This window comes from Arthrobacter sp. SLBN-112, from assembly GCF_030944625.1.
Lineage (GTDB): Bacteria > Actinomycetota > Actinomycetes > Actinomycetales > Micrococcaceae > Arthrobacter.
On the sequence record NZ_JAUSXY010000001.1, the window covers coordinates 1047102 to 1071671 of the forward strand.

Consider the following 24570-nt stretch of genomic DNA (forward strand, 5'->3'; position numbering starts at 1 on the left):
GGTTGCCGTTATTTCCGGTGGTCGTGGTTGTGTCTGTTTTACTTCAACGGAGAGTTTGATCCTGGCTCAGGATGAACGCTGGCGGCGTGCTTAACACATGCAAGTCGAACGATGAAGGGAGCTTGCTCCTGGATTAGTGGCGAACGGGTGAGTAACACGTGAGTAACCTGCCCTTGACTCTGGGATAAGCCTGGGAAACTGGGTCTAATACCGGATATGACCTTCCATCGCATGGTGGTTGGTGGAAAGCTTTTGTGGTTTTGGATGGACTCGCGGCCTATCAGCTTGTTGGTGGGGTAATGGCCTACCAAGGCGACGACGGGTAGCCGGCCTGAGAGGGTGACCGGCCACACTGGGACTGAGACACGGCCCAGACTCCTACGGGAGGCAGCAGTGGGGAATATTGCACAATGGGCGCAAGCCTGATGCAGCGACGCCGCGTGAGGGATGACGGCCTTCGGGTTGTAAACCTCTTTCAGTAGGGAAGAAGCGAAAGTGACGGTACCTGCAGAAGAAGCGCCGGCTAACTACGTGCCAGCAGCCGCGGTAATACGTAGGGCGCAAGCGTTATCCGGAATTATTGGGCGTAAAGAGCTCGTAGGCGGTTTGTCGCGTCTGCCGTGAAAGTCCGGGGCTCAACTCCGGATCTGCGGTGGGTACGGGCAGACTAGAGTGATGTAGGGGAGACTGGAATTCCTGGTGTAGCGGTGAAATGCGCAGATATCAGGAGGAACACCGATGGCGAAGGCAGGTCTCTGGGCATTAACTGACGCTGAGGAGCGAAAGCATGGGGAGCGAACAGGATTAGATACCCTGGTAGTCCATGCCGTAAACGTTGGGCACTAGGTGTGGGGGACATTCCACGTTTTCCGCGCCGTAGCTAACGCATTAAGTGCCCCGCCTGGGGAGTACGGCCGCAAGGCTAAAACTCAAAGGAATTGACGGGGGCCCGCACAAGCGGCGGAGCATGCGGATTAATTCGATGCAACGCGAAGAACCTTACCAAGGCTTGACATGAACCGGAAACGCCTGGAAACAGGTGCCCCGCTTGCGGTCGGTTTACAGGTGGTGCATGGTTGTCGTCAGCTCGTGTCGTGAGATGTTGGGTTAAGTCCCGCAACGAGCGCAACCCTCGTTCTATGTTGCCAGCACGTGATGGTGGGGACTCATAGGAGACTGCCGGGGTCAACTCGGAGGAAGGTGGGGACGACGTCAAATCATCATGCCCCTTATGTCTTGGGCTTCACGCATGCTACAATGGCCGGTACAAAGGGTTGCGATACTGTGAGGTGGAGCTAATCCCAAAAAGCCGGTCTCAGTTCGGATTGGGGTCTGCAACTCGACCCCATGAAGTCGGAGTCGCTAGTAATCGCAGATCAGCAACGCTGCGGTGAATACGTTCCCGGGCCTTGTACACACCGCCCGTCAAGTCACGAAAGTTGGTAACACCCGAAGCCGGTGGCCTAACCCCTTGTGGGAGGGAGCTGTCGAAGGTGGGACTGGCGATTGGGACTAAGTCGTAACAAGGTAGCCGTACCGGAAGGTGCGGCTGGATCACCTCCTTTCTAAGGAGCACCTACAATGTTCTGCTGCTGACGCATGTTGGTGGTGGGGGTTGTCAGGAGTAAAGGCCCGTTTCACGGACGAGTGTTTCGTGGCGGGTGCTCAAGGGTGGAATATCAATGAATAGCGGCCGTGGTGTTTTCTTCTTCTCTAGTACGGGCCAGTGATGGTTCTGGAACGGTGGGTGGGGGATGGCGCGGTTTAGTGTTTGGCACACTGTTGGGTCCTGAGGCAACAGGACTGTTGGCGGCCTCCTTTGGTGGGGGTTGTTGGTGGGACTTTGTTTCTGGTTTCCTGGCTGCACCGATCATGCATGGTGGCTCCTTTGTTGTGGGCTTGTGTGTGGGGTGTGTGGTTTGGGGTTGTTGTTTGAGAACTACATAGTGGACGCGAGCATCTTGTATAAGAAGCAATTTCCAAGAATATGAACCTGGATCTGGCCGCATCTTTGGGTGTGGACGGTTTTCATGGTTCTCTCGAGAAATTTTTTTTGATCTTTGTGGTCAAGTTTTTAAGAGCACACGGTGGATGCCTTGGCATTAGGAGCCGAAGAAGGACGTAGGAATCTGCGATAAGCCTGGGGGAGTCGATAACCGGACTGTGATCCCAGGGTGTCCGAATGGGGAAACCCCGCCAAGCGCGCGAGTGACTTGGTGACCCGTACCTGAACACATAGGGTGCGTGGGGGGAACGCGGGGAAGTGAAACATCTCAGTACCCGCAGGAAGAGAAAACAATAGTGATTCCGTTAGTAGTGGCGAGCGAACGCGGATCAGGCTAAACCGTTCCATGTGTGATAGCCGGCGGGCGTTGCATGGTCGGGGTTGTGGGACTTTCCATACCAGTTCTGCCGGGCTGGTGGGGTGTGATGTGCGCGCATAGGTGAACGGTTTTGAAAGGCCGGCCAGAGAGGGTGTTAGTCCCGTAACCGTAATGTGTTTGTGCCGCCTGTGAGAGTATCCCAAGTAGTACGGGGCCCGAGAAATCCCGTGCGAATCTGTCAGGACCACCTGATAAGCCTAAATACTCCCTAATGACCGATAGCGGACCAGTACCGTGAGGGAAAGGTGAAAAGTACCCCGGGAGGGGAGTGAAACAGTACCTGAAACCGTGTGCTTACAATCCGTCGGAGCCAGTCTGATTCTGGTGACGGCGTGCCTTTTGAAGAATGAGCCTGCGAGTTAGTGTTACGTCGCGAGGTTAACCCGTGTGGGGCAGCCGTAGCGAAAGCGAGTCTGAATAGGGCGTTGCAGTGGCGTGATCTAGACCCGAAGCGAAGTGATCTACCCATGGCCAGGTTGAAGCGACGGTAAGACGTCGTGGAGGACCGAACCCACTTCAGTTGAAAATGGAGGGGATGAGCTGTGGGTAGGGGTGAAAGGCCAATCAAACTTCGTGATAGCTGGTTCTCCCCGAAATGCATTTAGGTGCAGCGTTGCGTGTTTCTTGCTGGAGGTAGAGCTACTGGATGGCTAATGGGCCCTACAAGGTTACTGACGTCAGCCAAACTCCGAATGCCGGTAAGTGAGAGCGCAGCAGTGAGACTGTGGGGGATAAGCTTCATAGTCGAGAGGGAAACAGCCCAGACCACCAACTAAGGCCCCTAAGCGTGTGCTAAGTGGGAAAGGATGTGGAGTTGCGAAGACAACCAGGAGGTTGGCTTAGAAGCAGCCACCCTTAAAAGAGTGCGTAATAGCTCACTGGTCAAGTGATTCCGCGCCGACAATGTAGCGGGGCTCAAGTACACCGCCGAAGTTGTGGCATTCAGACATGTACTAAGCCTTCGTGGTTCAGGTGTTTGGATGGGTAGGGGAGCGTCGTGTGGGCGGTGAAGTCGCGGTGTAAACCAGTGGTGGAGCCTACACGAGTGAGAATGCAGGCATGAGTAGCGAAAGACGGGTGAGAAACCCGTCCGCCGAATGATCAAGGGTTCCAGGGTCAAGCTAATCTGCCCTGGGTAAGTCGGGACCTAAGGCGAGGCCGACAGGCGTAGTCGATGGACAACGGGTTGATATTCCCGTACCGGCGAAAAACCGTCCATGTTGAACAGGGGATACTAACCGCCCGAGACCTGCCTGACACCCCTTGTGGGTGGAGGGTTTTGGTGGAGCGCGGGACCTGATCCTGGGAGGCAAGCGTATTAACAGGTGTGACGCAGGAAGGTAGCCGAGCCGGGCGATGGTTGTCCCGGTCTAAGGATGTAGGGCGAGTGGTAGGCAAATCCGCCACTCATGGTGCCTGAGATCTGATGGGACCCCCGTTTGGGGGGATTTGGTGATCCTATGCTGCCGAGAAAAGCATCGACGCGAGGTTTTAGCCGCCCGTACCCCAAACCGACACAGGTGATCAGGTAGAGAATACTAAGGCGATCGAGAGAATTATGGTTAAGGAACTCGGCAAAATGCCCCCGTAACTTCGGGAGAAGGGGGGCCCCAACCTTGAACGGTACTAGCGACCGGGAGGGGATCGGGGCCGCAGAGACCAGGGGGAAGCGACTGTTTACTAAAAACACAGGTCCGTGCGAAGTCGCAAGACGATGTATACGGACTGACTCCTGCCCGGTGCTGGAAGGTTAAGAGGACCGGTTAGCCGCAAGGCGAAGCTGAGAATTTAAGCCCCAGTAAACGGCGGTGGTAACTATAACCATCCTAAGGTAGCGAAATTCCTTGTCGGGTAAGTTCCGACCTGCACGAATGGAGTAACGACTTCCCCGCTGTCTCAACCATAAACTCGGCGAAATTGCAGTACGAGTAAAGATGCTCGTTACGCGCAGCAGGACGGAAAGACCCCGAGACCTTTACTATAGTTTGGTATTGGTGTTCGGAGTGGGCTTGTGTAGGATAGGTGGGAGACGTTGAAGCCCGGACGCCAGTTCGGGTGGAGTCATCGTTGAAATACCACTCTGGTCACTTTGGACATCTAACTTCGGCCCGTAATCCGGGTCAGGGACAGTGCCTGATGGGTAGTTTAACTGGGGCGGTTGCCTCCTAAAAAGTAACGGAGGCGCCCAAAGGTTCCCTCAGCCTGGTTGGCAATCAGGTGTCGAGTGTAAGTGCACAAGGGAGCTTGACTGTGAGAGAGACATCTCGAGCAGGGACGAAAGTCGGGACTAGTGATCCGGCGGTACATTGTGGAATGGCCGTCGCTCAACGGATAAAAGGTACCTCGGGGATAACAGGCTGATCTTGCCCAAGAGTCCATATCGACGGCATGGTTTGGCACCTCGATGTCGGCTCGTCGCATCCTGGGGCTGGAGTAGGTCCCAAGGGTTGGGCTGTTCGCCCATTAAAGCGGTACGCGAGCTGGGTTTAGAACGTCGTGAGACAGTTCGGTCCCTATCCGCTGCGCGCGCAGGAAATTTGAGAAGGGCTGTCCTTAGTACGAGAGGACCGGGACGGACGAACCTCTGGTGTGTCAGTTGTACTGCCAAGTGCACCGCTGATTAGCTACGTTCGGATGGGATAACCGCTGAAAGCATCTAAGCGGGAAGCTCGCTTCGAGATGAGATTTCCATACACCCTCGGGTGTGAGAGGCCCCCAGCCAGACCACTGGGTTGATAGGCCGGATGTGGAAGCGAGGACTAACGACTCGTGAAGCTGACCGGTACTAATAGGCCAACAACTTACACCACACAGATACATACAACATCTGCTTGCGTCCACTATGTGGTTCCCAACCAACAACCCCGTCACAGGGGATGGTTGCACGAACCAACAACTGAATAACAACACCACAATGTTGTAACCACAGTTTTCCCACACCACCCCCCGGGGTTGGTGACGGGTACAAGGGTTACGGCGGTCATAGCGTGGGGGAAACGCCCGGTCCCATTCCGAACCCGGAAGCTAAGACCCACAGCGCCGATGGTACTGCACCCGGGAGGGTGTGGGAGAGTAGGACACCGCCGGACAATCATTGGTCGAGGCCCCAACCACACGGTTGGGGCCTCCCACATTTAAAACACCACCAGCCGAACAGGCCCCGTGAAGGGGTGGATTTAGCGTCCGAATTCGGTGATTAACCTCAAAAAGTCGCGGAAACACGCGGAATTTGCGGATCGGAACGGCCCAAGCTGGTAAGTTTTCGAACAGTGGCTTGCGCGCATGCCGCGTGCAGGCTTCAGAATCAAGAATCGTCCAGGAGGACATAAATGGCTAAGAACCGTAGTGAACTTGTTGCAGAGGTAGCTGGCAAGGCCGGCACCAGCCAGGCTGCCGTCAACTCCGTCCTCGACGCTCTGTTCGAGGTTTTCGAGACTTCTGTCGCCGCCGGCGAGAAGATCACCATCCCGGGCTGGCTCGCCGTGGAGCGCACCGACCGTGCAGCACGCACCGGCCGCAACCCGCAGACCGGCGAAACCATCCAGATCGCAGCAGGCCACAGCGTCAAGCTGACCGCCGGCTCCAAGCTGAAGGCTGCTGTCTCCAGCAAGAAGTAGTAAAGCATCTCCCTGTCCGGCACACAGCCGGCGGGAAAAGGAGCGGCAACCCCCTGGGTTGCCGCTCCTTGGCTTTAAGCCGGATTCGCGGCCCGGGCAGGCGTAGCGGACAATGGAATGGTGTCTTCTGCCGCCAAGCCCCGTTCCACCGCGCCCCAGTCCCAACCTGGCAAGGGAGCCGCGGTCCGGGACGCCGGGACCAGGGGGATCCCGTTGCCCTGGCAGCTGGCAGGACTTGCAGCCCTCATCCTTGGGCTCACGGCAGCACTGCTCTTTTCCGGCGCCGCGGCAGCCCGCAGCGTCGCAGATCCCGGCGCCCTCGTCCGGTGGGGCCTCCCCATCAGTAAAGCCATCCACAACGTGTCCCTGGCGACCGTCGTCGGCGGCCTGATCTTCGCCGTCGGCATCCTCCCCAAGAACCTCAACGCCCGCACCCGTGACCGGGGAACCTCCCGGGATGCCGGGCCTGAGCACCCTGCCTTCACCCGGGTCCTGGCCGTAGCAGCCGCCGCGGGCGCGGTGTGGACACTGTCCGCCATCGCCGTCCTGGTACTCACGTACGCCGACGTCGCCGGCCAGGGACTCTCCGGGGACCCCGCCTTCACCCAGGCCCTGGTGTACTTCATGACGGACATCGAAACGGGCCGGGCGTGGCTCGCCGTCACCATCATCGCCGCCGTGGTGACAACCGCGCTCTTTGGCGTCAGGTCCCCCGGCGGGCTGTTCCTCACCCTCATCCTGGCCCTCATCGGCCTGGTTCCGGCAGCCCTGATCGGGCACTCTTCAAGCTCCTCGGACCACGAAGGGGCAATCAACTCGCTGGGCCTGCACCTGGTGGGCGTGAGCGCCTGGGTTGGCGGCATCATTATCCTGGCAATGCTGTCCGGAATCCTCACCGGGCCCAAGGCCGGGACGGCAGCAGACATTACCGAACCGACGCTCCGCCGCTTCTCCACGCTGGCGGGCTTCGCGTTCGTGCTGGTTTTCGCCTCCGGCATCATCAACGCCAGCATCCGCGTGACCAGCTGGTCAGACCTCTTCGGATCCGCCTACGGCCAACTGATCCTGGCTAAAGCCGCGGGCGCGGTGGTGCTGGGCGGCATCGGCTTCATGCACCGGCAGTGGGTCATCCCGCAGCTCGGCCGAAAGGGCTCCACCCTGTCCTCCCGACGGGTGCTGTGGCAGCTGATCCTGGCCGAACTGCTGGTCATGGGAGCCACCTCCGGCATCGCCGTGGCCCTGGGCCGTTCGGCGCCGCCGCAGCCAACCACCCTGGCGCCGGATGCGTCCCCCGCGTTCATCCTGAGCGGCTACGAGCTTCCCCCCGAGCTCACGCCTGAACGCTGGTTGACCGAGTGGCGCCTGGACTGGCTCTGGGTGGCCGTGGCCCCTCTTCGGCCTGGTGGCCTACTTCCTGGGCGTGGCAAAGGTTCGCCGCCGCGGCGACAGCTGGCAATGGTTCCGGTCCGTGAACTGGGTCATCGGCATGGTGGTGCTGACGTACATAACCTCAGGGCCGCCGTCGGTCTATGGCCGCGTCCTGTTCTCCGCGCACATGGTGGACCACATGGCCCTGACCATGGTGGCGCCGATCTTCCTGGTGCTGGGTGCGCCGGTGACCCTGGCCCTGCGGGCCCTCCCCGCCCGCGGTGACGGCTCCCGCGGCGCGCGCGAGTGGCTGATGGTCTTTGTGCATTCGAAGTTCTCGCAGCTGGTGACGCATCCGTTGTTCGCGGCGGCAAACTTCGCCGGCTCGATCGTGCTGTTCTACTACTCGGACCTGTTCGGATACGCGATGCGCGAGCACGTGGGCCACGAACTGATGAACCTGCACTTCCTGCTCACCGGCTACATTTTCGTGCTGACCATGATCGGCACCGACCCGCTGCCGCGCAGGGCGCCCTACCCCATGCGGCTGCTCCTGCTCCTGGCGACCATGGGCTTTCACGCCTTCTTCGGCGTCTCCATCATGGGCGGCACAGGCCTGCTGGCGGCGGACTACTTCGGCAACCTGGGCCGGGCCTGGGGACCATCCGCCCTCGGTGACCAGCAGGCCGGCGGCGCCGTGGCCTGGGGCATCGGCGAGGTGCCCACGCTCCTGGTGGCGATCGGCGTCGCCATCATGTGGTCCAGGTCGGACCAGCGGGAGACAAAACGCGTGGACCGCGCGGCGGACAGGAATAACGACGCCGATCTGGCCGCTTACAACGATATGTTTGCCAAATTGGCTGAACGCGACGCCAAGCTGGCTGACCGCAACAAGCTGGAAGGACGCTGATGAGCGAAACCGTACGCACGCACGCCCGGGTCCGGGCCTCCGAACTGGTGGGCCGCAACTGGTTGAACACCGGCGGCAAGAGCCTGGATCTCGAAGCCCTGCGCGGCAAGATCGTGCTGCTGGACTTCTGGACCTTCTGCTGCATCAACTGCCTGCACGTCCTGGATGAGCTGCGGCCGCTGGAAGAGCAGTACTCGGATGTCCTGGTCACCGTCGGGGTCCACTCGCCCAAGTTCGAGCATGAAGCGGATCCGGTGGCGCTGGCCGCCGCCGTGGAGCGGTACGAGATCCACCACCCCGTCCTGGACGATCCCGAGCTGGACACCTGGAAGGCCTACACCGCCCGCGCCTGGCCCACCCTGGTGGTCATCGACCCCGAGGGCTACATCGTGGCGCACCTGTCCGGCGAGGGCCACGCGGACGGGCTGGCGGTGCTGATCCCCGAGCTCATCGCCGAACACGAGGCCAAGGGCACCCTCCACCGGGGTTCCGGCCCCTACGTGGCGCCCGAGGCGACCTCCGGCACGCTGCGTTTCCCCGGCAAGGCGCTGTTCCTGCCGCCGGGCCGCGGCTCCATGGCCGTGGCGGGAACGTCCGACGCCGGAAGTTCCGCGGGTGCCGCAGCCACGGATGGGGCCAGCAAGGGTTCCTGGCTGGTTACCGACACCGGGCACCACCGCCTGGTGGAACTGGGAACGGACTTCCAGACCGTGCTGGCCACCTTCGGCTCGGGCACCAAGGGCCATGCCGACGGTCCGGCCGCCGGTGACGACGCCACCGCCCGGTTCAACGAGCCTCAGGGCCTGGTGCTGCTTCCGGAAGGCGTGGCAGCCAAGGCCGGGTACGACGTCGTGATTGCAGACTCCGTGAACCACCGCCTCCGCGGACTTTCCCTCAGCTCCGGCAAAGCGTCCACGTTGGCCGGCAACGGCATCCAGCGCCTGCTGGAAACCGGCCCGGCACGGGTGGACGAGGAGGCGGCCGGCTTCACCGGACGACTTGGCGGACACCCCCTGGAGGTCTCACTCAGCTCACCGTGGGACGTCGTATGGTCGCGCAAACTCAATGCGGTGGTGGTGGCCATGGCCGGCACGCACCAGATTTTCAGCTTCGATCCCGTGACCGGCGCCGTGGCCATCGTGGCCGGCAACGGGCTGGAAGGCCTGCTGGACGGTCCGGCGCACGAGGCTTGGTTCGCGCAGTCTTCCGGCCTGGCCGAGGACGCCGACGGCAACATCTGGGTTGCCGACTCTGAAACGTCCGCCATCCGCAAGCTGATTATTGGCGAGAACGGCTCGGTGACTGTTGAATCCGCCGTCGGCAAGGGACTGTTCGACTTCGGTTTCCGCGACGGACCCGCCGCCGAGGCCCGGCTGCAGCACCCACTCGGCGTGACCGTCCTGCCCGACGGTTCCGTGGCCATCGCGGATACCTACAACGGAGCCGTGCGCCGCTACGACCCCGCATCCGGTACGGTGTCCACCCTGGCCCGTGGCCTCGCCGAGCCCTCCGACGTGATCGTGGACCACACGCAGTCCGCCGGCTCGGAGCCGCTGCTGGTGGTGGTGGAGGCCAACAAGCACCAGCTGGTGTACGTGCCCATCCCCAAGGAAGCGCAGCAGGTGGATGAGGGCGCGTCCCAGACCCACCGGCCCAAGAGCCCTGTGGCGGCGGGCCCGCTGGAGCTGGCGGTCCGCTTCACGGCGCCCACCGGGCAGAAGCTTGATGACCGGTGGGGCGATCCCACCCAGCTGAAGATCTCCTCCACCCCGCCCGAACTGCTGGTGTCCGGCGGCGGAACGTCCGTGGGGCTGCTGCGCACCCTTGAGGTGTCCCCCGACGTCCCCGAGGGCGTGCTGCACATTACCGCCCGCGCCGCGGCATGCGACGGACCCGAAACCGAGGACGGCGAGATCCCCGACCATGCAGCCTGCCACCTCTACCAGCAGGACTGGGGCATCCCGGTGGTCCTGCAGGCCGACGGCGACACTGAGCTGGTCCTGGACCTCCGCGGCATGGACTAACGGACCAATTATGCTGTGAAGGCTGCTGCCCGCGACCCACGCGTCACGGGCAGCAGCCTTTCCCGTGTCCGGGGTTCGGGCAGCCCCGCAATTCCGCGCTTCGGGCTGCCGGAAGGTCCTCAAACGCTGCGCCGCGTGACGCCGCCGGGGGCTTCCGTATTCCACATAGGGCCTGCGGCGGCTGTCCCAATGTGCCAGGGGGAGCCCAGCATGGCCGGATGGATATCCTCAAAGCCCTGGAGGTTTGTGGCGGAGCAGCGCGGCGGCCCGCCCTGGCCAGGTTAGGCGTGGATGATGCCGCGCTTAGGCGGGCGGTTCGGGGAGGGCTGCGGCAACCGTGCCGCGGGCTCTACGCGCTTCCGACGGCGCCTCCGGACCTGGTTGCCGTCCTGAGGAACCGGGAGCTGCTGACGTGTTCCAGTGCCACCACGTTCTACAACTTGTGGTCGCTGCCGTCCGACGGACGACACCACGTATATCATCGCCGCCAAGAGGCTGTCTGCGGCGACAGCGCCCACCATGCCGGTCTCCTCCTGCCGCCACCACAGTTTCAGCCCGTTGCCGCCTTGGCGGATGTGCTGATCCATGCCCTGCGATGCCTGCCTTTCGCGGAGTCACTGGTCATGGTGGAGTGCGCCGTAGCCCGTGGCGACATGACGGTGGATTTCCTGCGCAGGCGGTTGCCCGGAAACCGGAACGGTACAGCCAGGGCTGTTCTGGACTGGGTGGACACCGGGGCGGACTCGCTCTTGGAGACGCTGGCGCGGACCTACTTCCGGCAGGCCGGAATCCACGTGCAACCTCAGGTGTATCTGGAACGAGTGGGGTATGTCGACCTGCTGCTGGACGGGTGGCTGGTCGTGGAACTGGACGGACGGCACCACGCCGACTGGAAACAGGTTCAAAAAGACCACCGCCGCAACAATGAGTCAGCCCTGCAGGGGTATACGGCCCTCCGCTACTACTACGCCGACGTGGTCTACCGGCCCCAGGAGATGGTGGCTCAGGTGATTGCTGTCCTCAAACGGCGGCGGTAGCGGAAAGCCAGCGTCACGCGGAGCACGCATTCCCAGTCTCAGGGCTGGCGCAGGCCTGGAGTGCCGGGGGCTGCGGGACTTGCCACCGCCCAAAGCATGCCTGGCGTGACGCCGAAAGCCGAAACCGGCGCTAGAAGCTCAGCATGGGGGTGACCTTGACCGTGTCACCGGCGACGTCCAGGCGGGTGGTGAAGCTGAAGTCCACTTCCGCGTCGAGGGGGTACCAGGCCCCGGTGAAGGCATTCTGCTGGAGCGCCTCCACCTTGGCCTTGCCGTCCAGCGGGGCCACCACCCAGCGGCCGTCGAACGGCTCCACCGAGACGCCCGGATATTCGGTGACGGTCCACTTGATGGTGCCGTCCTGGACCCTGTTGTTGCTGGCGTAGTAGAAGGGGCAGTCCGGCTGGAGCTTCTGTTCCTTGACGGCCTCCGCCGCGCACCCGTCGAGGAATTCACGGACCTTGGCCGCAACGTCGCTCTTCAGCTTGTCCGTGGCCTGGGTCAGCAGGTTGAGCGGGGCCACGGGGGCGTCCTTGGAAGTGACTGTGGCGCGGGTGGCCGGCGCCGCGAAGTACTGCCCGTCAAGGGAGGCCTCGTACTCGCCCGGATAGAACACGGCAAAGGAGTTGCGGCCGCCTGGCATGTTCACCGGAACACCGTTCACGGTGGCCTCATTGGCGTTGACCACGGTCATGTCCACTGTGGGCAGCCGGGACGGGACAAATGCCCAGGTGTTGAAGAAAAGCCACTCGGTGCCGGTCTTTTGCAGCAGGAATTCGGTGTGCAGCCGGCTGCCGTCGATCGTGTACTCCAGGGGCACCATCACCTGGTTGCCGGAGCGTTCCTCGGGATCGCCGACGTCCACGTTGGACAGCCGGGAAGCGGCCGTCTGCAGGCCGCTGCCGTCAAGCATCGCGGCGTTTCCGGGCGGGACAGTGGCACGCAGGATCCCCAACGCACGGCCTCCGTCACCGCTCCGCAGCGCGTCCAGATACTCCCTGACGGGCTGCTGCGGACTGGCCACGGTGTTGTTCACAATGTTGATGGCCACGATGGCTCCGGCGATGGCAAGCATAAGGCCCAGCAGCCATCCGGCCGCGATCCTCACCAACGCTTGACTCATCTGCACGTTTCTTACAGTAACGGCAGTGCGGACGCACTCTAAAGTTGGCGTCCCCCCTTATCCGGTGGGCGGCACACCGATAAGGCCCGACGGCGGGTGGCCGGCTTAGCTCCAACCGTCGCTTTAAGGAGTTTCGCGGCCGGGCGGCAGGGACCCGGTGCGGGTCAGCGGCGGCGGCGCCGGGTGGAAGAGGTGCCGAACACGCCGCGGAGCAGTTCGCGTCCCAGCTGGGTGCCCATGGACCGCGCCATGCTCTTCAGCCCACCACCCAGGGCTCCACCGAGCACGCCGCCCAGATCACCCATCATGCCGCCCGGCTGGGACTGCGGCTCTGACGGCGGCTGCGGAGCGCGGGGCGCGGGCGCCGGGGTTGGCGCTGGCCTGCTGCTTGGCCGCCCCAGGATCTCCTCTTCGATCCGGCGGGCCTCGGCGTCAACGTCATAGCCGGCCGGTGCAGCCTGGCCCGCAGGTCCGCCGCCGGACGGTTCCGGCGCGGCCGGGCCGGTGGGTGCCGCCCCCTTGCCGGTCAGCTTCTCGTAGGCGGACGGATTGTCCACCGCCGTCCCGTACTTGCCCAGCAGCGCAGAGCCGGCCACCGTGCTCCGCACCAGGGCGTCGTCGGCGGGTCCCATCACGGACTCCGGTGCGCGGAGCCGCGTAAGGGCCACCGGCGTGGGCGCACCCTTCTCATTCATGACCGTGATGACGGCCTCGCCGATTCCGGCCGAGGTCAGGGTCTCCTCGAGGTCGTAGTCGCTGAGCGGGAACGTGGACACGGTGGCCTTCAGCGCCTTGGCGTCCTCGGGGGTGAACGCGCGCAAGGCGTGCTGCACCCGGTTGGCCAGCTGGCCCAGGACGTCGGCGGGCACATCCTTGGGGGTCTGGGTGACGAAGAAGATGCCCACGCCCTTGGACCGGATCAGCCGGACGGTGGTGGTGATGGCATCCAGGAAAGCCTTGGAAGCGCCGTTGAAGAGCAGGTGTGCCTCGTCCAGGAAGAACACGAGCTTGGGCTTGTCCAGGTCTCCGGCCTCGGGCAGGTCCTCGAACAGGTCTGCCAGCAGCCACATGAGGAAGGTGGAGAACAGCATGGGCTTGGTCTGCAGCGTCGGCAGCTCGAGGCAAGTGACCACGCCCCGTCCGTCCGGAGCAGTGCGGAGAAGCTCGGCCGTATTGAATTCCGGTTCCCCGAAGAACTTCTCCAGCCCCTGCGCCTCAAGGTTCACGATTTCGCGCAGGATCACGCCCGCGGTTGCCTTGGACAGGCCGCCGAGTTCCTCCAGCTTGTCCTTGCCCTCGTCCGAGGTGAGGAACTGGATGACGGCACGCAGGTCCTTGAGGTCGATGAGCTCCAGGCCGTTCTTGTCCGCGAAGTAGAAGACCAGTTGCAGGCTGGATTCCTGCGTGTCGTTCAGTTCCATGATGCGAGAGAGCAGGATGGGCCCGAACGAGGTGACCGTGGCGCGGACCGGGACACCGTTGCCGTCGCCGCCCAGGGCGAGGAACTCCACCGGAAACGCCTTCCCCTCCCACGGCTGGCCGATGCCTTGGGTGCGGGCGGTGAGTTTGTCGCTGCCGACGGCGGCTGTTGCCAGCCCGGAGAGGTCGCCTTTGATGTCGGCCAGGAAGACAGGGACGCCGGCGGTGGAGAGTTGTTCGGCCATCATGTGCAGCGTGACGGTCTTGCCCGTACCGGTGGCGCCGGCCACCAGCCCGTGCCTGTTCATCATGGCCAGCGGCAGCCGCACCGGCGCGTCCTTGTGGAGTTCGCCGTCGATGATGGCGGCTCCCAGCTCGATGGTGGCACCTTCCAGCGTGTAGCCCTGCTGGATGGTGGCAAGCTTCTCTGCTGTGGTTTTCGTGGCCATGGCGCTAGCTTAGCGGCGGCATGCTCCGGTGGCGCGGTACCCGCCCGGTCAGTTCCGCGGTACGGCGGGCAGCTCCTTGGTGAATGCCAGGGGCCCGATGGTTTCCGGGTCTGCCGCCAGGTCGAACTGCGCCAGGTAACCGGTGTTCAGGTAGAGGTGCTTGGCCTCCGGCTGCCGCGGGCCGGTGGTGAGGTACAGCCGGGTGTAGCCGCGGGCGGCGGCCAGGGCTTCGAGTTCGGCGAGCACCCGGCGTCCCAGTCCACGACGGCGGTGGGCCGAGTGCGTCCAGATCCGTTTCAGTTCCGCCGTGGTGGGGTCGTACCGGCGGAACGCGCCGCCGGCGATCGACTCGTCATTTTCCTGGATTACCAGGAGGGCGCCGTTCGGCTCCTCGAATTCGGCCGCCGGGTAGCGGTTCAGCTCCTCCGCCGCGGCGCCGCGGCCAAACAGGTCCCCGTAGCGGGTGTCATATTCGACGGCGAGTTCGTCCAGGAGGGGGCGGACGCGGGGATCGTGCAGGGGCAGGGTGAGGACTGTCAGGGCGGCGGGGTCCAGGGGCCTCGGACGGAGGCCGGGTTCTGCGGTCACTGGTCTTTCCTTGTCACTGGTCAGTTTTTTCCGACGGCGGCTGGTTCTGGAGTTGCTGGTTCTGAAGTTACCGGGTTTGAAGGTATGGGGGCGGACGCGTGGGACAGGTCCCGGGCAGCGCCGAGGATGGTGCGGGCCAAGGCATCATTTTCCCGGAACGGTGCGGCGTTGGTGTGCGGGCGGGCGAAGGCACCGGCGCCCCACCCGGACGTTCCGGGACCTACGCCGAAGAGGGTGGGCTGCGGGTTCCCGTCGGAATCCACCAGCTGGTGCCGCGCCGAGACCAGCAGCTTCCCGGTCGAGTGGATGCCATCGGAGGTCAACAGCTGCTGCTCGGTGCCCAAGCCGCTCCCGTGCAGTGAGGCGAGTACAGGGTTGAGCGAGCGGGCCACGGACGTGGATGGGAGCCGTGCCTCGATCAGGGCCGTGGCCGCAACCGAGACTCCCGACTGCGGGGACGAAGCAACAAACAACCCGGTGGTTTCGTCGGCGGTGACGTTGAGGCCCGGGCCCAGGAACTGCAGCAGCCCGGCCCGGTGCAGCGCCAGCATTTGGCGCAGCCGGTGCGGCGGGGGACCGGAATCGACGAAGCTGAAGAAACCGTGCCACCAGCCATGGACCACTTGCTGGGAGCGTGCGTTCAACCGTTCCGGCGGAACCACCCGGCCCACCTCCATGTATACGTGCAGCAGGGCCAGGAACAGGGCCAGCGTTTCGGGGTGGTCCGGGCTGTCACGCAGCGCAAGGTCGCGTTCGATGTACCCGGCCACGGCGTCCTGCACGTCCTGGTGCTCCGCGAAGGTGAGGCCGTCGAAAGGCCGGTCCAGCCGTTCCAGGTCCAGGTGCAGGGCGGGGTCCGGGACGGCGGCCGCAACCAGCGATGCGCGCCCGCTGCTGTACCAGTCCAGCTCTGCGTAGCGGGGGGCGAACTCGTCCCAGCCCATGGCGGCGCGTTCGGGGCTGCCCGTCAGGAGCTCGCGGTAATAGTAGTAGCCGGCTTCCTTGGCAATGAGCGGCCAGAGGTGCCGGCGGAAGTCCAGTTCACCGTGCTGCTGCAGCAAGGAGTCCACCGTGGCTTTTGTGAAGATCTGCAGCGGCCCCGGCGCCTGCCCGCGCAGGACTGCGGAAATTTTGGAGTGGTACGGCACGCCCCGGCGCGAGCCGGCCCAGAGCCGTGGTTCGCGGCCTGACGGAAGGTAGCGGAGCCCGCCGTCGGACGTTTCCTGGAACCTGCCGCCGCGGCCCTCCATGAGCAGGACCAGCAGGTCCACGAAGGCCAGGCCCATCCCGGCGACGATCACGTCCTGCCCGGCGGCGATGGGGGAGTAGTCGACGTCGGTGGTGTAGCCGGGTGCCGCGTGGTAGCCGCCGTGCCGGGCGGCAAAGTCCGAGAACCCCGCGGATTCAGCGTCCGGGCGCGAATCGGTGTGGCCCAGCGCGGTCACCACGATGTCCGCGTGCAGGGTCCGGCCGTTGCCCAGCTCGACGTCGTGCCCGCCGCCGGCCGGCTCCGTGATGCCCACGGCCGTGGTGCGGTGCACGGTGACGCTGCGGTCCAGCGACTTGGCGGCCCGGCGGAAGAACCACTCCAGGTACTGGCTCTGCAGCTGGCGGGTGGGAAACGTGGTACCGGTGAGGGACCGGAGCTGGTCCCACAGCGGCTGTGGGAAGTCCGGGACATCGATGATGGAGGCGTCCAGGACGCCGGCGGCCCACTCGGCCAACCCCGGTCCCGGCCCGGCAGGACCCTCGCAGTCCACCGACCCGTCCGTGAACATGGTGATGTCCGCTGCCATGGAGTTGAGCAGGAGGCCGGGATCCTGGTCGTACCGCCAGATGCGGCCCGACCCCGGGATGTGCGGTTCCACCACGTGGACCTGCAGCGGGCCGGGGAAGACGTCCGGCCGGTTGGCCGCGATCCGTTCCAGCACGCCCGCCGTGCGCGGTCCGCCGCCGATGAAGACGATGGCCGGGATGGTGGCTGGCATGGGTACTCCTGAGGGCCGGGGCTGGGTTGATTGCCCATGCTAGGCAGCCGTGACGACGGCGGTCGAGCGCCTGGTCACGCCCGTTAACTCCGCGTCACGGCGGGTTAAACGACGCAAAAAACCGACTCATGACGCCGTGCGAAGCCCCGTGAACTTATGCAACCTGCCGCCTTGCTGGCCCTTTCCGGGCGGTCCTAGATTTGCAGCCAGCAGCAGGCCGGAAGGGCCCGAAACATCAACCGACGACAAGAAGCGAGGTGGCGCATGAGTTCAGCAGCAACCAAAGCGGCGCAGTCACAACGGCCGCAGCCCCCGGCGGCGGAAGCGCCCCCGGCCAACACCGGTGCCCCCGCCGGACAAGCCCCGACGCGGCAGGCGGTGGACTACTCGTCCTACCGGGTGGTGGCCGCCAGGCATCCGTGGCGCTGGGTGGGGACTGCCGTCGTCGCGCTCGGCGTCCTGGCCGTTGCCTGGTCCCTGGCCACCAACCCGCGCTGGGAATGGGGGGTCGTGGCCCAGTGGTTCACCGCCCAGTCCGTGGTCAACGGGCTGGTGGAAACCCTGAAGCTGACGGCCATCTCCGGCGTTCTCGGGTTCGTGCTCGGCTTCATCCTGGCGCTCATGCGGCTTTCGGCATCGCCGCTGCTGGTCTCGGTGTCCTGGACGTTCTCCTGGATCTTCCGGTCCACGCCGCTGCTGGTCCAGATGCTCCTCTGGTACAACCTGGGCTACCTGTACGAAAAGATCAGTCTGGGGATCCCGTTCACGGATGTCCGGTTCTTCGAGGTGCAGACCACCACGCTGATCAGCCAGTTTGCGGCAGCCGTGCTGGGCCTGACCCTGAACCAGGCCGCCTACTCGGCGGAGATTATCCGTGGCGGCATCCTGTCCGTGGACCACGGCCAACTGGAGGCTGCGGCCGCACTGGGCATCCCGGCCTGGCGCCGCTCCACCCGGATCGTGCTGCCGCAGGCCATGCGGGCCATCCTGCCCACCGCCTTCAACGAGATCATTGGCCTGGTCAAGGGCACCTCGATCGTCTATGTGCTGGCCTACTCGGAGCTGTTCTACACCGTCCAGGTCATCTACAACCGCACGCAGCAGGTCCTGCCGCTGCTGCTGGTGGCCACGCTCTGGTACATCGTGATCACGTCCGTGCTGAGCGTCTTCCAGTACTACATCGAACGGCACTACTCCAAGGGTGCGGTGCGGAACCTGCCGCTGACGCCCCTGCAGAAGGCCCGCAAATTCTTCGCCGCCCACGCGGCAGTGCCCAACCGGAGGAACATCTAATGACTGCAACCCTTACGGCCCCTCCTGCCACCCGCGGCCTGGTGGAGATCACCGGCGTGCTTAAATCCTTCGGCGCCACCGAAGTCCTCAAAGGCGTCAGCCTGACCGTTGAACCGGGCGGCGTGGCAGTGATCGTGGGCCCGTCAGGCTCCGGGAAGTCCACACTGCTGCGCACCATCAACCACCTGGAAAAGGTGGACGGTGGGCACATCACCATCGACGGGCAGCTGGTGGGCTACGAAATCCGCGGCGACCGGCTGCATGAGCTGCGCGAAAAGGAGATCCTGAAACAGCGCACCGAGATCGGCATGGTGTTCCAGAACTTCAACCTGTTCCCGCACCTCACCGCGCTGGAGAACGTGGCCGAAGCCCCCGTCGTCGCCCAGGGGCGCACCAAGGAGGAAGCCCGCCGCCGCGGCCTGGAACTCCTGGACCGGGTGGGCCTCAAGGACCGTGCGGACGCCTATCCCCGCCAGCTCTCCGGCGGCCAGCAGCAGCGCGTCGCGATTGCCCGCGCACTGGCACTGGAGCCGAAAATCCTGCTGTTCGACGAGCCCACCTCCGCCCTGGACCCCGAGCTGGTCAACGAAGTGCTGGACGTCATCCGTGAACTCGCCACGTCCGGCACCACGCTGATCATCGTCACCCATGAGATGGGCTTCGCCCGCGACGTGGCGGACACCGTGGTGTTCATGGACCAGGGCCAGATCGTGGAGCAGGGCACTCCGCAGGACATTTTCAGCAACCCGCAGGAACCGCGCACCCGGAGCTTCTTCTCCAAGGTGCTGGAACCGGCCTTCAACATCTAAAGGACCACCCTCATGGCTTTCCCAACCCACGGCAAACGCCGCAGCCGCGCACTCGCGGTGCTTCCCGCCGTCGTACTCCTTGGCACCGCCGCGCTGGCAGGGTGCGCCGATCCCGGCGCCTCGGCCGCCAGCAACCCCAGCGGAGGAGCGCAGACGACGGCGGCGCGCAACGGCGTGGTTTACAACACCTCCCCGGACCAGCAGCGGATCCGGGCCGTGAAGGACCCGGCGCTCGCCGCCAAGGTTCCCGCGCTGATCAGCAAGGACGGCAAGCTGACCGTGGCCACCACGGCCGGTTCCATTCCGCTGTCCTTCCACGCCACGGACGACAAGACGCCGATCGGCTCCGAGCTGGACATCGCCCAGCTGGTGGCGGACAAGCTGGGCCTGGAGCTCGGTGTCCAGGTCACGTCCTGGGAGAACTGGCCGCTGAAGACCCAGTCCGGCGACTTTGAGGCCGTGTTCTCCAACGTGGGGGTGAACAAGGACCGGGTGAAGCTGTTCGACTTTGCCAGCTACCGCGCCGCCTACATGGGCTTTGAGGCCAAGAAGTCCGCCAGCTACGACATCGAGGGCGCGGACGACATCTCCGGTCTGAAGGTCTCCGTGGGGTCCGGCACCAACCAGGAGAAGATCCTGCTGGCCTGGAACAAGGAACTTGAAGCCAAGGGCAAGGCCCCGGCCACGCTGCAGTACTACTCCTCCGACCCCGACACCATCCTGGCGCTGTCCTCCGGCCGGGCGGACCTCAACATCGCCCCCTACCCCTCCACGGTTTACCGGGAAAACACCCGCGACGACCTGAAAGTGGTAGGCAAGGTCAACGCCGGCTGGCCGTCCGAAACCCTGGTGGCTGCCACCACGCTGCGGGGCAACGGCCTGGCGCCGGTCATCTCCGAGGCCCTCAACTCGGCCATCAAGGACGGCTCCTACGGCAAGGTGCTGGGACGCTGGGGCCTGTCCGAGGAAGCGCTGCCGGAATCCAAGACCATCACGGATGAGAACTACGCGGCCACCCAGACAACGGCCACCGCCACGCCGTCAGGAAAGGCATCATGAACGCAGTACGCACAGGGCAGGCAGGGTTCCTTGCCATCGAGCTCGACGGCGCCGGCTGGGACGGCGCGGACCTCACCCGGGCCGTGCTGGCAGCAGAGTCCGCCGGCTTCCACGCCGCCACGTTCACCGACGCACCCGCTCCGGGCCGCGCCAACGCGCTGCAGCGCGCAGCCTTCACCGGGCCCGTCACCCGGACCATGGTTCTGGTGCCCGAGGTGGACACCGTGTACACCGAGCCGTTCCACGTTTCCACCCAGCTGGCCAGCCTGGACTACGTGTCAGGCGGCCGGGCCGGGTGGATCGCCACCGCCGCCGAGGCACCTGAGACGGCTGCCGCGGTCGGACGTTCCGCCATGACCGGCGCCGCTCTGGGCCAGGAAGCCGCCGCGTCCATCGAGGTGTCCCGCCGGCTGTGGGATTCCTGGGAAGACGACGCCGTGATTCGCGATGTTGCCACCGGCCGCTATATCGACGTGGACAAGCTGCACTACGCAGATTTCCAGACGCCTGCCGAATTCGCCGGCGCGGGGTATTCCGTCAAGGGGCCGTCCATCATCCCGCGGCCGCTCCAGGGGCAGTTGCCGGTATTGGTTCCGGCGTCCCTGCTCGGAGAAGTTTCAGCGGCTGCCGTGGACGCCGTGCTGGTGTCCGCCCCTGCCGCGGAACTGCTGGCAGCGGAGGTCCGCGACGTCCGGGCCCGGGTGGGTGGGGCCGTTGCGGTGATCGCCGAGCTCAACGTCGTCCTGGACGCCCGCGGCCAGGCTGCGGCCGGGCGTGCGGCCGGCACCGGGACCGAGCGGGCCGTCTATGCCGGTTCTGCTGCCGGCCTCACCGACTTCCTCGCGGAACTCCTGACGGAGGCCGACGGCGTGCGGCTGCACCCGGCGTCGCTCACCGTTGACCTGGAGGAGCTGGGCCGGCTGGTGCTGCCGGATCTTCGCCGCCGCGGCGCGCTCCAGCCGGTGGTCCAGGACGGGACCTTCCGCGACCTGCTGGGGCTTCCGCGCCCCGCCAGCCGCTACGCAACCGCCTCCGCTGCGCCCGCCGGCGCCGGAAAGTAAGGAAAAACCGTGACACAGCACACCCGTGCTAAATCCGAGGTCTTTGTGCCGTCCGGCCAGATCCAGTTCGGCGTCTTCTTCCAGGGCGTCAACTCGGGCACCATCTGGAAGGCGGCGGAATCCGGCTCGCAGACGGACTTCGAATCGTTCCGCCGGATCGCCCAGACCGCCGAGCGGGGGCTGTTCGCGGCGTTCTTCCTGGGGGAGGGGCTGCGCCTGCGGGAGCATCTGGGCCGCCCGCACGCGCTGGACGTGGTGGGCCGGCCGGACGCGCAGACCATGCTCGCGGCCCTGGCCTCGGTGACTAAGAACATCGGCCTGGTGGCCACCCAAAACACCACGTACAACGATCCGGCAGACCTGGCGCACCGGCTCGCGTCGTTGGACCTGATCTCGGGCGGGCGTGCGGCGTGGAACATCGTGACCACTGACAATGCCTGGACCGGGGCGAACTTCCGCCGCGGCGGCTACCTGGACCACGCGGACCGATACAGGCACGCCGAGGCGTTTGTGGAAACCGCCAAACGGATCTGGGACTCGTGGGAAACGCCGGACGGCCCCGCGCGCCGGGTGCTCCATGAGGGCCAGCACTACACGGTGGACGTGACACCGCGGCTGCCGCGCAGTGCCCAGTACCGGCCGGTGCTGTTCCAGGCCGGTGACTCGCCGGAAGGCCGCAACTTCGCGGCCCGGCAGGCGGACGTGATCTTCTCTGCCCACCCCAAGTTCGACGACGCCGTGGAGTTCCGCAAGGACCTGGTGGAGCGGTCCGTGGCCGCCGGCCGCGGGGCCAACGCCGTACAGATCATGCCGGCCAGCGAGTTCATCCTGGCGCCCACCGCCGCCGAAGCCGCGGAGAAGAAGGAGTGGGTGCGCAGCCTGCAGATCGGCCCGCAGCAGGCCATCGCCTACCTGGAGCAGTTCTGGGGCCGCGAACTGTCCTCCTACGATCCGGACGGCCCGCTGCCGGAGATCGACCCCGTGGTGGAAGAAACGTCCGAAACCCGGGGCAGCGGCTTCCACGGCGCCAAGGCCCGGCAGTTGACGGATCAGTGGCGGGCTGAGGCCAAGGACAAGGGGCTGTCCATCCGGCAGTTCGTCACCTCGAAGACCGCGCGGATCGATTCCACCTTCACCGGCTCCTACACCGCCGTGGCCGACCACCTGGCCGAGTACGCCAGGGTGGGCGCCGTGGACGGGTTCAACATTTCACCCTGGCTGATCCCGACGGGCCTGGACGACATTGTGAACCACCTGGTGCCGGAACTGCAGGAACGCGGCGTGTACCCCGCCGGGTACCGGGGCAGCACGCTCCGCGAGCACCTGGGGTTGGAGACGCCGGTGCGTACCGCCGATGAGGCCGCCGCGGCGGTTCGGGCCTGATGCGCTGGGCCGGTTTCGCTGGGAGGGCCGGGTTGGCTGGGAGGGGCGACGACGGCGGCGAAGTAAGTGCCGTCGTCGGCCCTTCCCGGGGGGAAGCCGCCTTGGGGGACGGTTCGCAGGGGACCGCCAGGCTCCAGCTGACGGTATGGGAGCAGTGGGTTTAGGCTTCGATTGCGTAAACGCAATGGCTCGCAAGTTAGATGTTCTACTAGGCCGGGCAGAGCTATCTATTCGCCAAAATCAGGGACTGATTTATCCCTTGCATAACCGCAACAGTTGCTATTAAATGAAGGCATGGCCCGCGTGAGGGGCCCGCCAGCAGGCCAACGCGCTGGTTGCACCGCCGCACTGACGGCTCCCCCGCGAAGACCTTCTCATTCCGTCCTGCGGCGGAAAGCGCCCCACTTGGGTCCGCGGAAGAGTAAAACGGGCTGGGGCGCGATTCAATAAGCCATATTGCGAAGGAGCAACTCCGATGGCACGCAACCTCACGTCAGTACCGGCCGTAGGCAACGCCCGGTGGAAGCGGCTGATCCCTGTCGCCATCATCGTCTACATCATCTCGTTCATGGACAGAACCAATATCGGGTTCGCCCTCAACGGACTCCACCAGGACCTGGGCATTGACGCCGCCCAACAGGGACTGGCCGCCGGCATCTTCTTTATCGGCTACCTCGTTCTGCAGATACCCGGTGGCTATCTCGCCGAACACTGGAGTGCCAAGAAGTTCGTGGGCATCATGGTCCTTATCTGGGGTGTGCTGGCCGTGCTTTCCGGGTTCATCCAGGATTTCACCCAGCTGCTTGTGGTGCGTTTCTTCCTTGGCGTCGCCGAGGCCGGGATTTGGCCCGCGATCCTTGTCCTGATCAGCCACTGGTTCCCCGCCGCTGAACGCGCCCGGGCCTACGCATTCTGGATGATGAACATCGCCATCGCTTCCATCATCACCGCGCCCCTCTCCGGGTGGATCCTGTCCTTCTCGGACTGGCGGTGGCTGTTCATCATCGAGGGCATCTTCCCGTTCGTCATCGCCGCACCCCTGTGGTGGGCGCTGATCGCTGACTATCCCCGTGAAGCCAAGTGGTGCTCCGTCCAGGAGCGGGAGTACATAGAGAACGGACTTGCTGCCGATGCGGCAGCACATCCGCAACAGGAAAAGCTTGGCCTGCGCCACGTCGTGTCCAACTCAGTGGTGTGGCGGCTGACCCTGGTGTACTTCCTCATCCAGATCGGCTTCTACGGCATCAACATCTGGCTCCCGCATGTGATCAAGACGATCACCTCCGGGAATTCCGTGGAGGTTGGCCTGATCACCGCGATCCCCTACGTGCTGGCGATGGTGGGCCTCTGGTACAACGCCAAGGCCGCTGACCGTACGGGCCCGCTACTCCACCCATGTGCTCCTTTCGATGGCCGTGGGTGCTGTCACCCTGGTGCTCTCGGTGGCAACCGGGGATAACATTCCGTTCCTCGCGGTCACCCTGATCAGCATCGCCGTCGCCGGCGCACTGGCCTATGACGGCCCGTTCTGGGCCTCCGCGTCCCGGGCAATGCCAGTGGCTGTGGCCGGCACCGCCATGGGCCTGATCAACGCCGTAGGCAACCTCGGCGGGTTCGTCGGGCCCTATGTTGGCGGGTACCTGCAGGACGTGACGCACGGCAGCTTCCTTGCCACGTCCATTTTCCTGGCATGTTGTCTGTTGGCAGCCGGCCTGGTGATGCTAAGCCTCCGGCGCGGCGGTGACCGGCCGGTGGCAGGTGGGCCGCTGCAGGAAGGGAAACAGGGAAGGGCCGGTGCAGAAAAACCAACGCACAACATTTCCTGACACTGCGCTTGTCGCGGCCCATTTGCACCGAAGTTGAATGGGGCCGGCTGCCGCACTTAGTGCGGTAGCCGGCCTTAGTCGGTCTCAGGACTACAGCAGTAGAAGCAATCTCCCGTATCGCAATCGTCAGTTGTTTCTTGAGTTTGAAGTTCACTCATTTTGATTCCTTTCGGATGGATGGTGGGAAGACAATTTTGGTTATGGTTCGACGGGTCCCGGGCTCCGACGGTCG

At 64.6% G+C, this 24570-nt stretch carries 14 protein-coding genes, 3 rRNA genes and 1 pseudogene; 14 read left to right on the plus strand and 4 right to left on the minus strand.

Going from position 1 to position 24570, the window contains the following annotated elements; translation table 11 throughout:
* Nucleotides 1-43 precede the first annotated feature (43 nt).
* The 7 genes and pseudogenes from QF050_RS04920 (at nucleotide 44) to QF050_RS04950 (ending at nucleotide 11340) form a co-directional block, all read left to right on the plus strand.
* Nucleotides 44-1565, plus strand: a 16S ribosomal RNA gene (locus tag QF050_RS04920).
* Between the two features lie 499 nt (nucleotides 1566-2064).
* Nucleotides 2065-5194, plus strand: a 23S ribosomal RNA gene (locus QF050_RS04925).
* A 162-nt stretch (nucleotides 5195-5356) separates the two neighbouring features.
* Nucleotides 5357-5473 (plus strand): 5S ribosomal RNA (gene rrf, locus QF050_RS04930).
* Together the 16S, 23S and 5S rRNA genes form the textbook arrangement of a ribosomal RNA operon.
* A 240-nt stretch (nucleotides 5474-5713) precedes the next feature.
* Nucleotides 5714-6001, plus strand: coding sequence for an HU family DNA-binding protein (locus tag QF050_RS04935; protein WP_091421683.1), 288 nt, complete (start codon nucleotides 5714-5716; stop codon nucleotides 5999-6001).
* Between the two features lie 117 nt (nucleotides 6002-6118).
* A pseudogene (locus QF050_RS04940) lies at nucleotides 6119-8279 on the plus strand (cytochrome c oxidase assembly protein).
* Nucleotides 8279-10303 carry an NHL domain-containing thioredoxin family protein gene (locus QF050_RS04945; protein ID WP_308929422.1) on the plus strand — a complete coding sequence of 675 codons (2025 nt, stop codon included), beginning with the start codon at nucleotides 8279-8281 and terminating at the stop codon, nucleotides 10301-10303. The pseudogene QF050_RS04940 and the gene QF050_RS04945 overlap by 1 nt, the downstream one beginning before the upstream one ends.
* A gap of 218 nt (nucleotides 10304-10521) precedes the next feature.
* Entirely contained in the window at nucleotides 10522-11340 is an 819-nt protein-coding gene (locus QF050_RS04950; protein ID WP_308929423.1) for a DUF559 domain-containing protein, read from the plus strand.
* A gap of 130 nt (nucleotides 11341-11470) precedes the next feature.
* Here the strand turns inward: QF050_RS04950 and QF050_RS04955 are convergent, their stop codons facing one another.
* The 4 genes from QF050_RS04955 to QF050_RS04970 form a co-directional block, all read right to left on the minus strand.
* Nucleotides 11471-12463 (minus strand): hypothetical protein, encoded by a 993-nt coding sequence (locus QF050_RS04955; RefSeq protein WP_308929424.1) that lies wholly within the window; start codon nucleotides 12461-12463, stop codon nucleotides 11471-11473.
* Between the two features lie 164 nt (nucleotides 12464-12627).
* Nucleotides 12628-14331 carry a helicase HerA-like domain-containing protein gene (locus QF050_RS04960; RefSeq protein ID WP_308929425.1) on the minus strand — a complete coding sequence of 568 codons (1704 nt, stop codon included), beginning with the start codon at nucleotides 14329-14331 and terminating at the stop codon, nucleotides 12628-12630.
* A 48-nt stretch (nucleotides 14332-14379) separates the two neighbouring features.
* Nucleotides 14380-14919, minus strand: a complete 540-nt coding sequence (locus QF050_RS04965; RefSeq protein WP_308929426.1) for a GNAT family N-acetyltransferase — start codon at nucleotides 14917-14919, stop codon at nucleotides 14380-14382.
* Nucleotides 14920-14939: 20 nt separating this feature from the next.
* Entirely contained in the window at nucleotides 14940-16907 is a 1968-nt protein-coding gene (locus tag QF050_RS04970; RefSeq protein WP_308929427.1) for an FAD/NAD(P)-binding protein, read from the minus strand.
* Nucleotides 16908-17171: 264 nt separating this feature from the next.
* Here QF050_RS04970 and QF050_RS04975 point away from each other — a divergent pair, with 264 nt between their 5' ends.
* The 7 genes from QF050_RS04975 (at nucleotide 17172) to QF050_RS05005 (ending at nucleotide 24338) form a co-directional block, all read left to right on the plus strand.
* Nucleotides 17172-18200, plus strand: coding sequence for an amino acid ABC transporter permease (locus QF050_RS04975; protein ID WP_308929428.1), 1029 nt, complete (start codon nucleotides 17172-17174; stop codon nucleotides 18198-18200).
* Complete coding sequence (locus QF050_RS04980) at nucleotides 18200-19009, plus strand: amino acid ABC transporter ATP-binding protein (protein WP_308929429.1); 810 nt, start codon at nucleotides 18200-18202, stop codon at nucleotides 19007-19009. The genes QF050_RS04975 and QF050_RS04980 overlap by 1 nt, the downstream gene beginning before the upstream one ends.
* Nucleotides 19010-19021: 12 nt before the next feature.
* A complete protein-coding gene (locus QF050_RS04985) occupies nucleotides 19022-20068 on the plus strand; it encodes a transporter substrate-binding domain-containing protein (RefSeq protein WP_308929430.1) in 1047 nt (348 codons plus the stop codon).
* On the plus strand, nucleotides 20065-21129 hold the full coding sequence (locus QF050_RS04990) for an LLM class flavin-dependent oxidoreductase (protein WP_308929431.1): 1065 nt from the start codon (nucleotides 20065-20067) through the stop codon (nucleotides 21127-21129). The genes QF050_RS04985 and QF050_RS04990 overlap by 4 nt, the downstream gene beginning before the upstream one ends.
* Nucleotides 21130-21138: 9 nt before the next feature.
* Nucleotides 21139-22512: an NtaA/DmoA family FMN-dependent monooxygenase gene (locus QF050_RS04995; RefSeq protein ID WP_308929432.1), complete on the plus strand. Its 1374-nt coding sequence runs from the start codon at nucleotides 21139-21141 to the stop codon at nucleotides 22510-22512.
* Nucleotides 22513-22987: 475 nt separating this feature from the next.
* Nucleotides 22988-23971: an MFS transporter gene (locus QF050_RS05000; RefSeq protein WP_308929433.1), complete on the plus strand. Its 984-nt coding sequence runs from the start codon at nucleotides 22988-22990 to the stop codon at nucleotides 23969-23971.
* Nucleotides 23955-24338: a hypothetical protein gene (locus QF050_RS05005; protein WP_308929434.1), complete on the plus strand. Its 384-nt coding sequence runs from the start codon at nucleotides 23955-23957 to the stop codon at nucleotides 24336-24338. The genes QF050_RS05000 and QF050_RS05005 overlap by 17 nt, the downstream gene beginning before the upstream one ends.
* Nucleotides 24339-24570 lie beyond the last annotated feature (232 nt).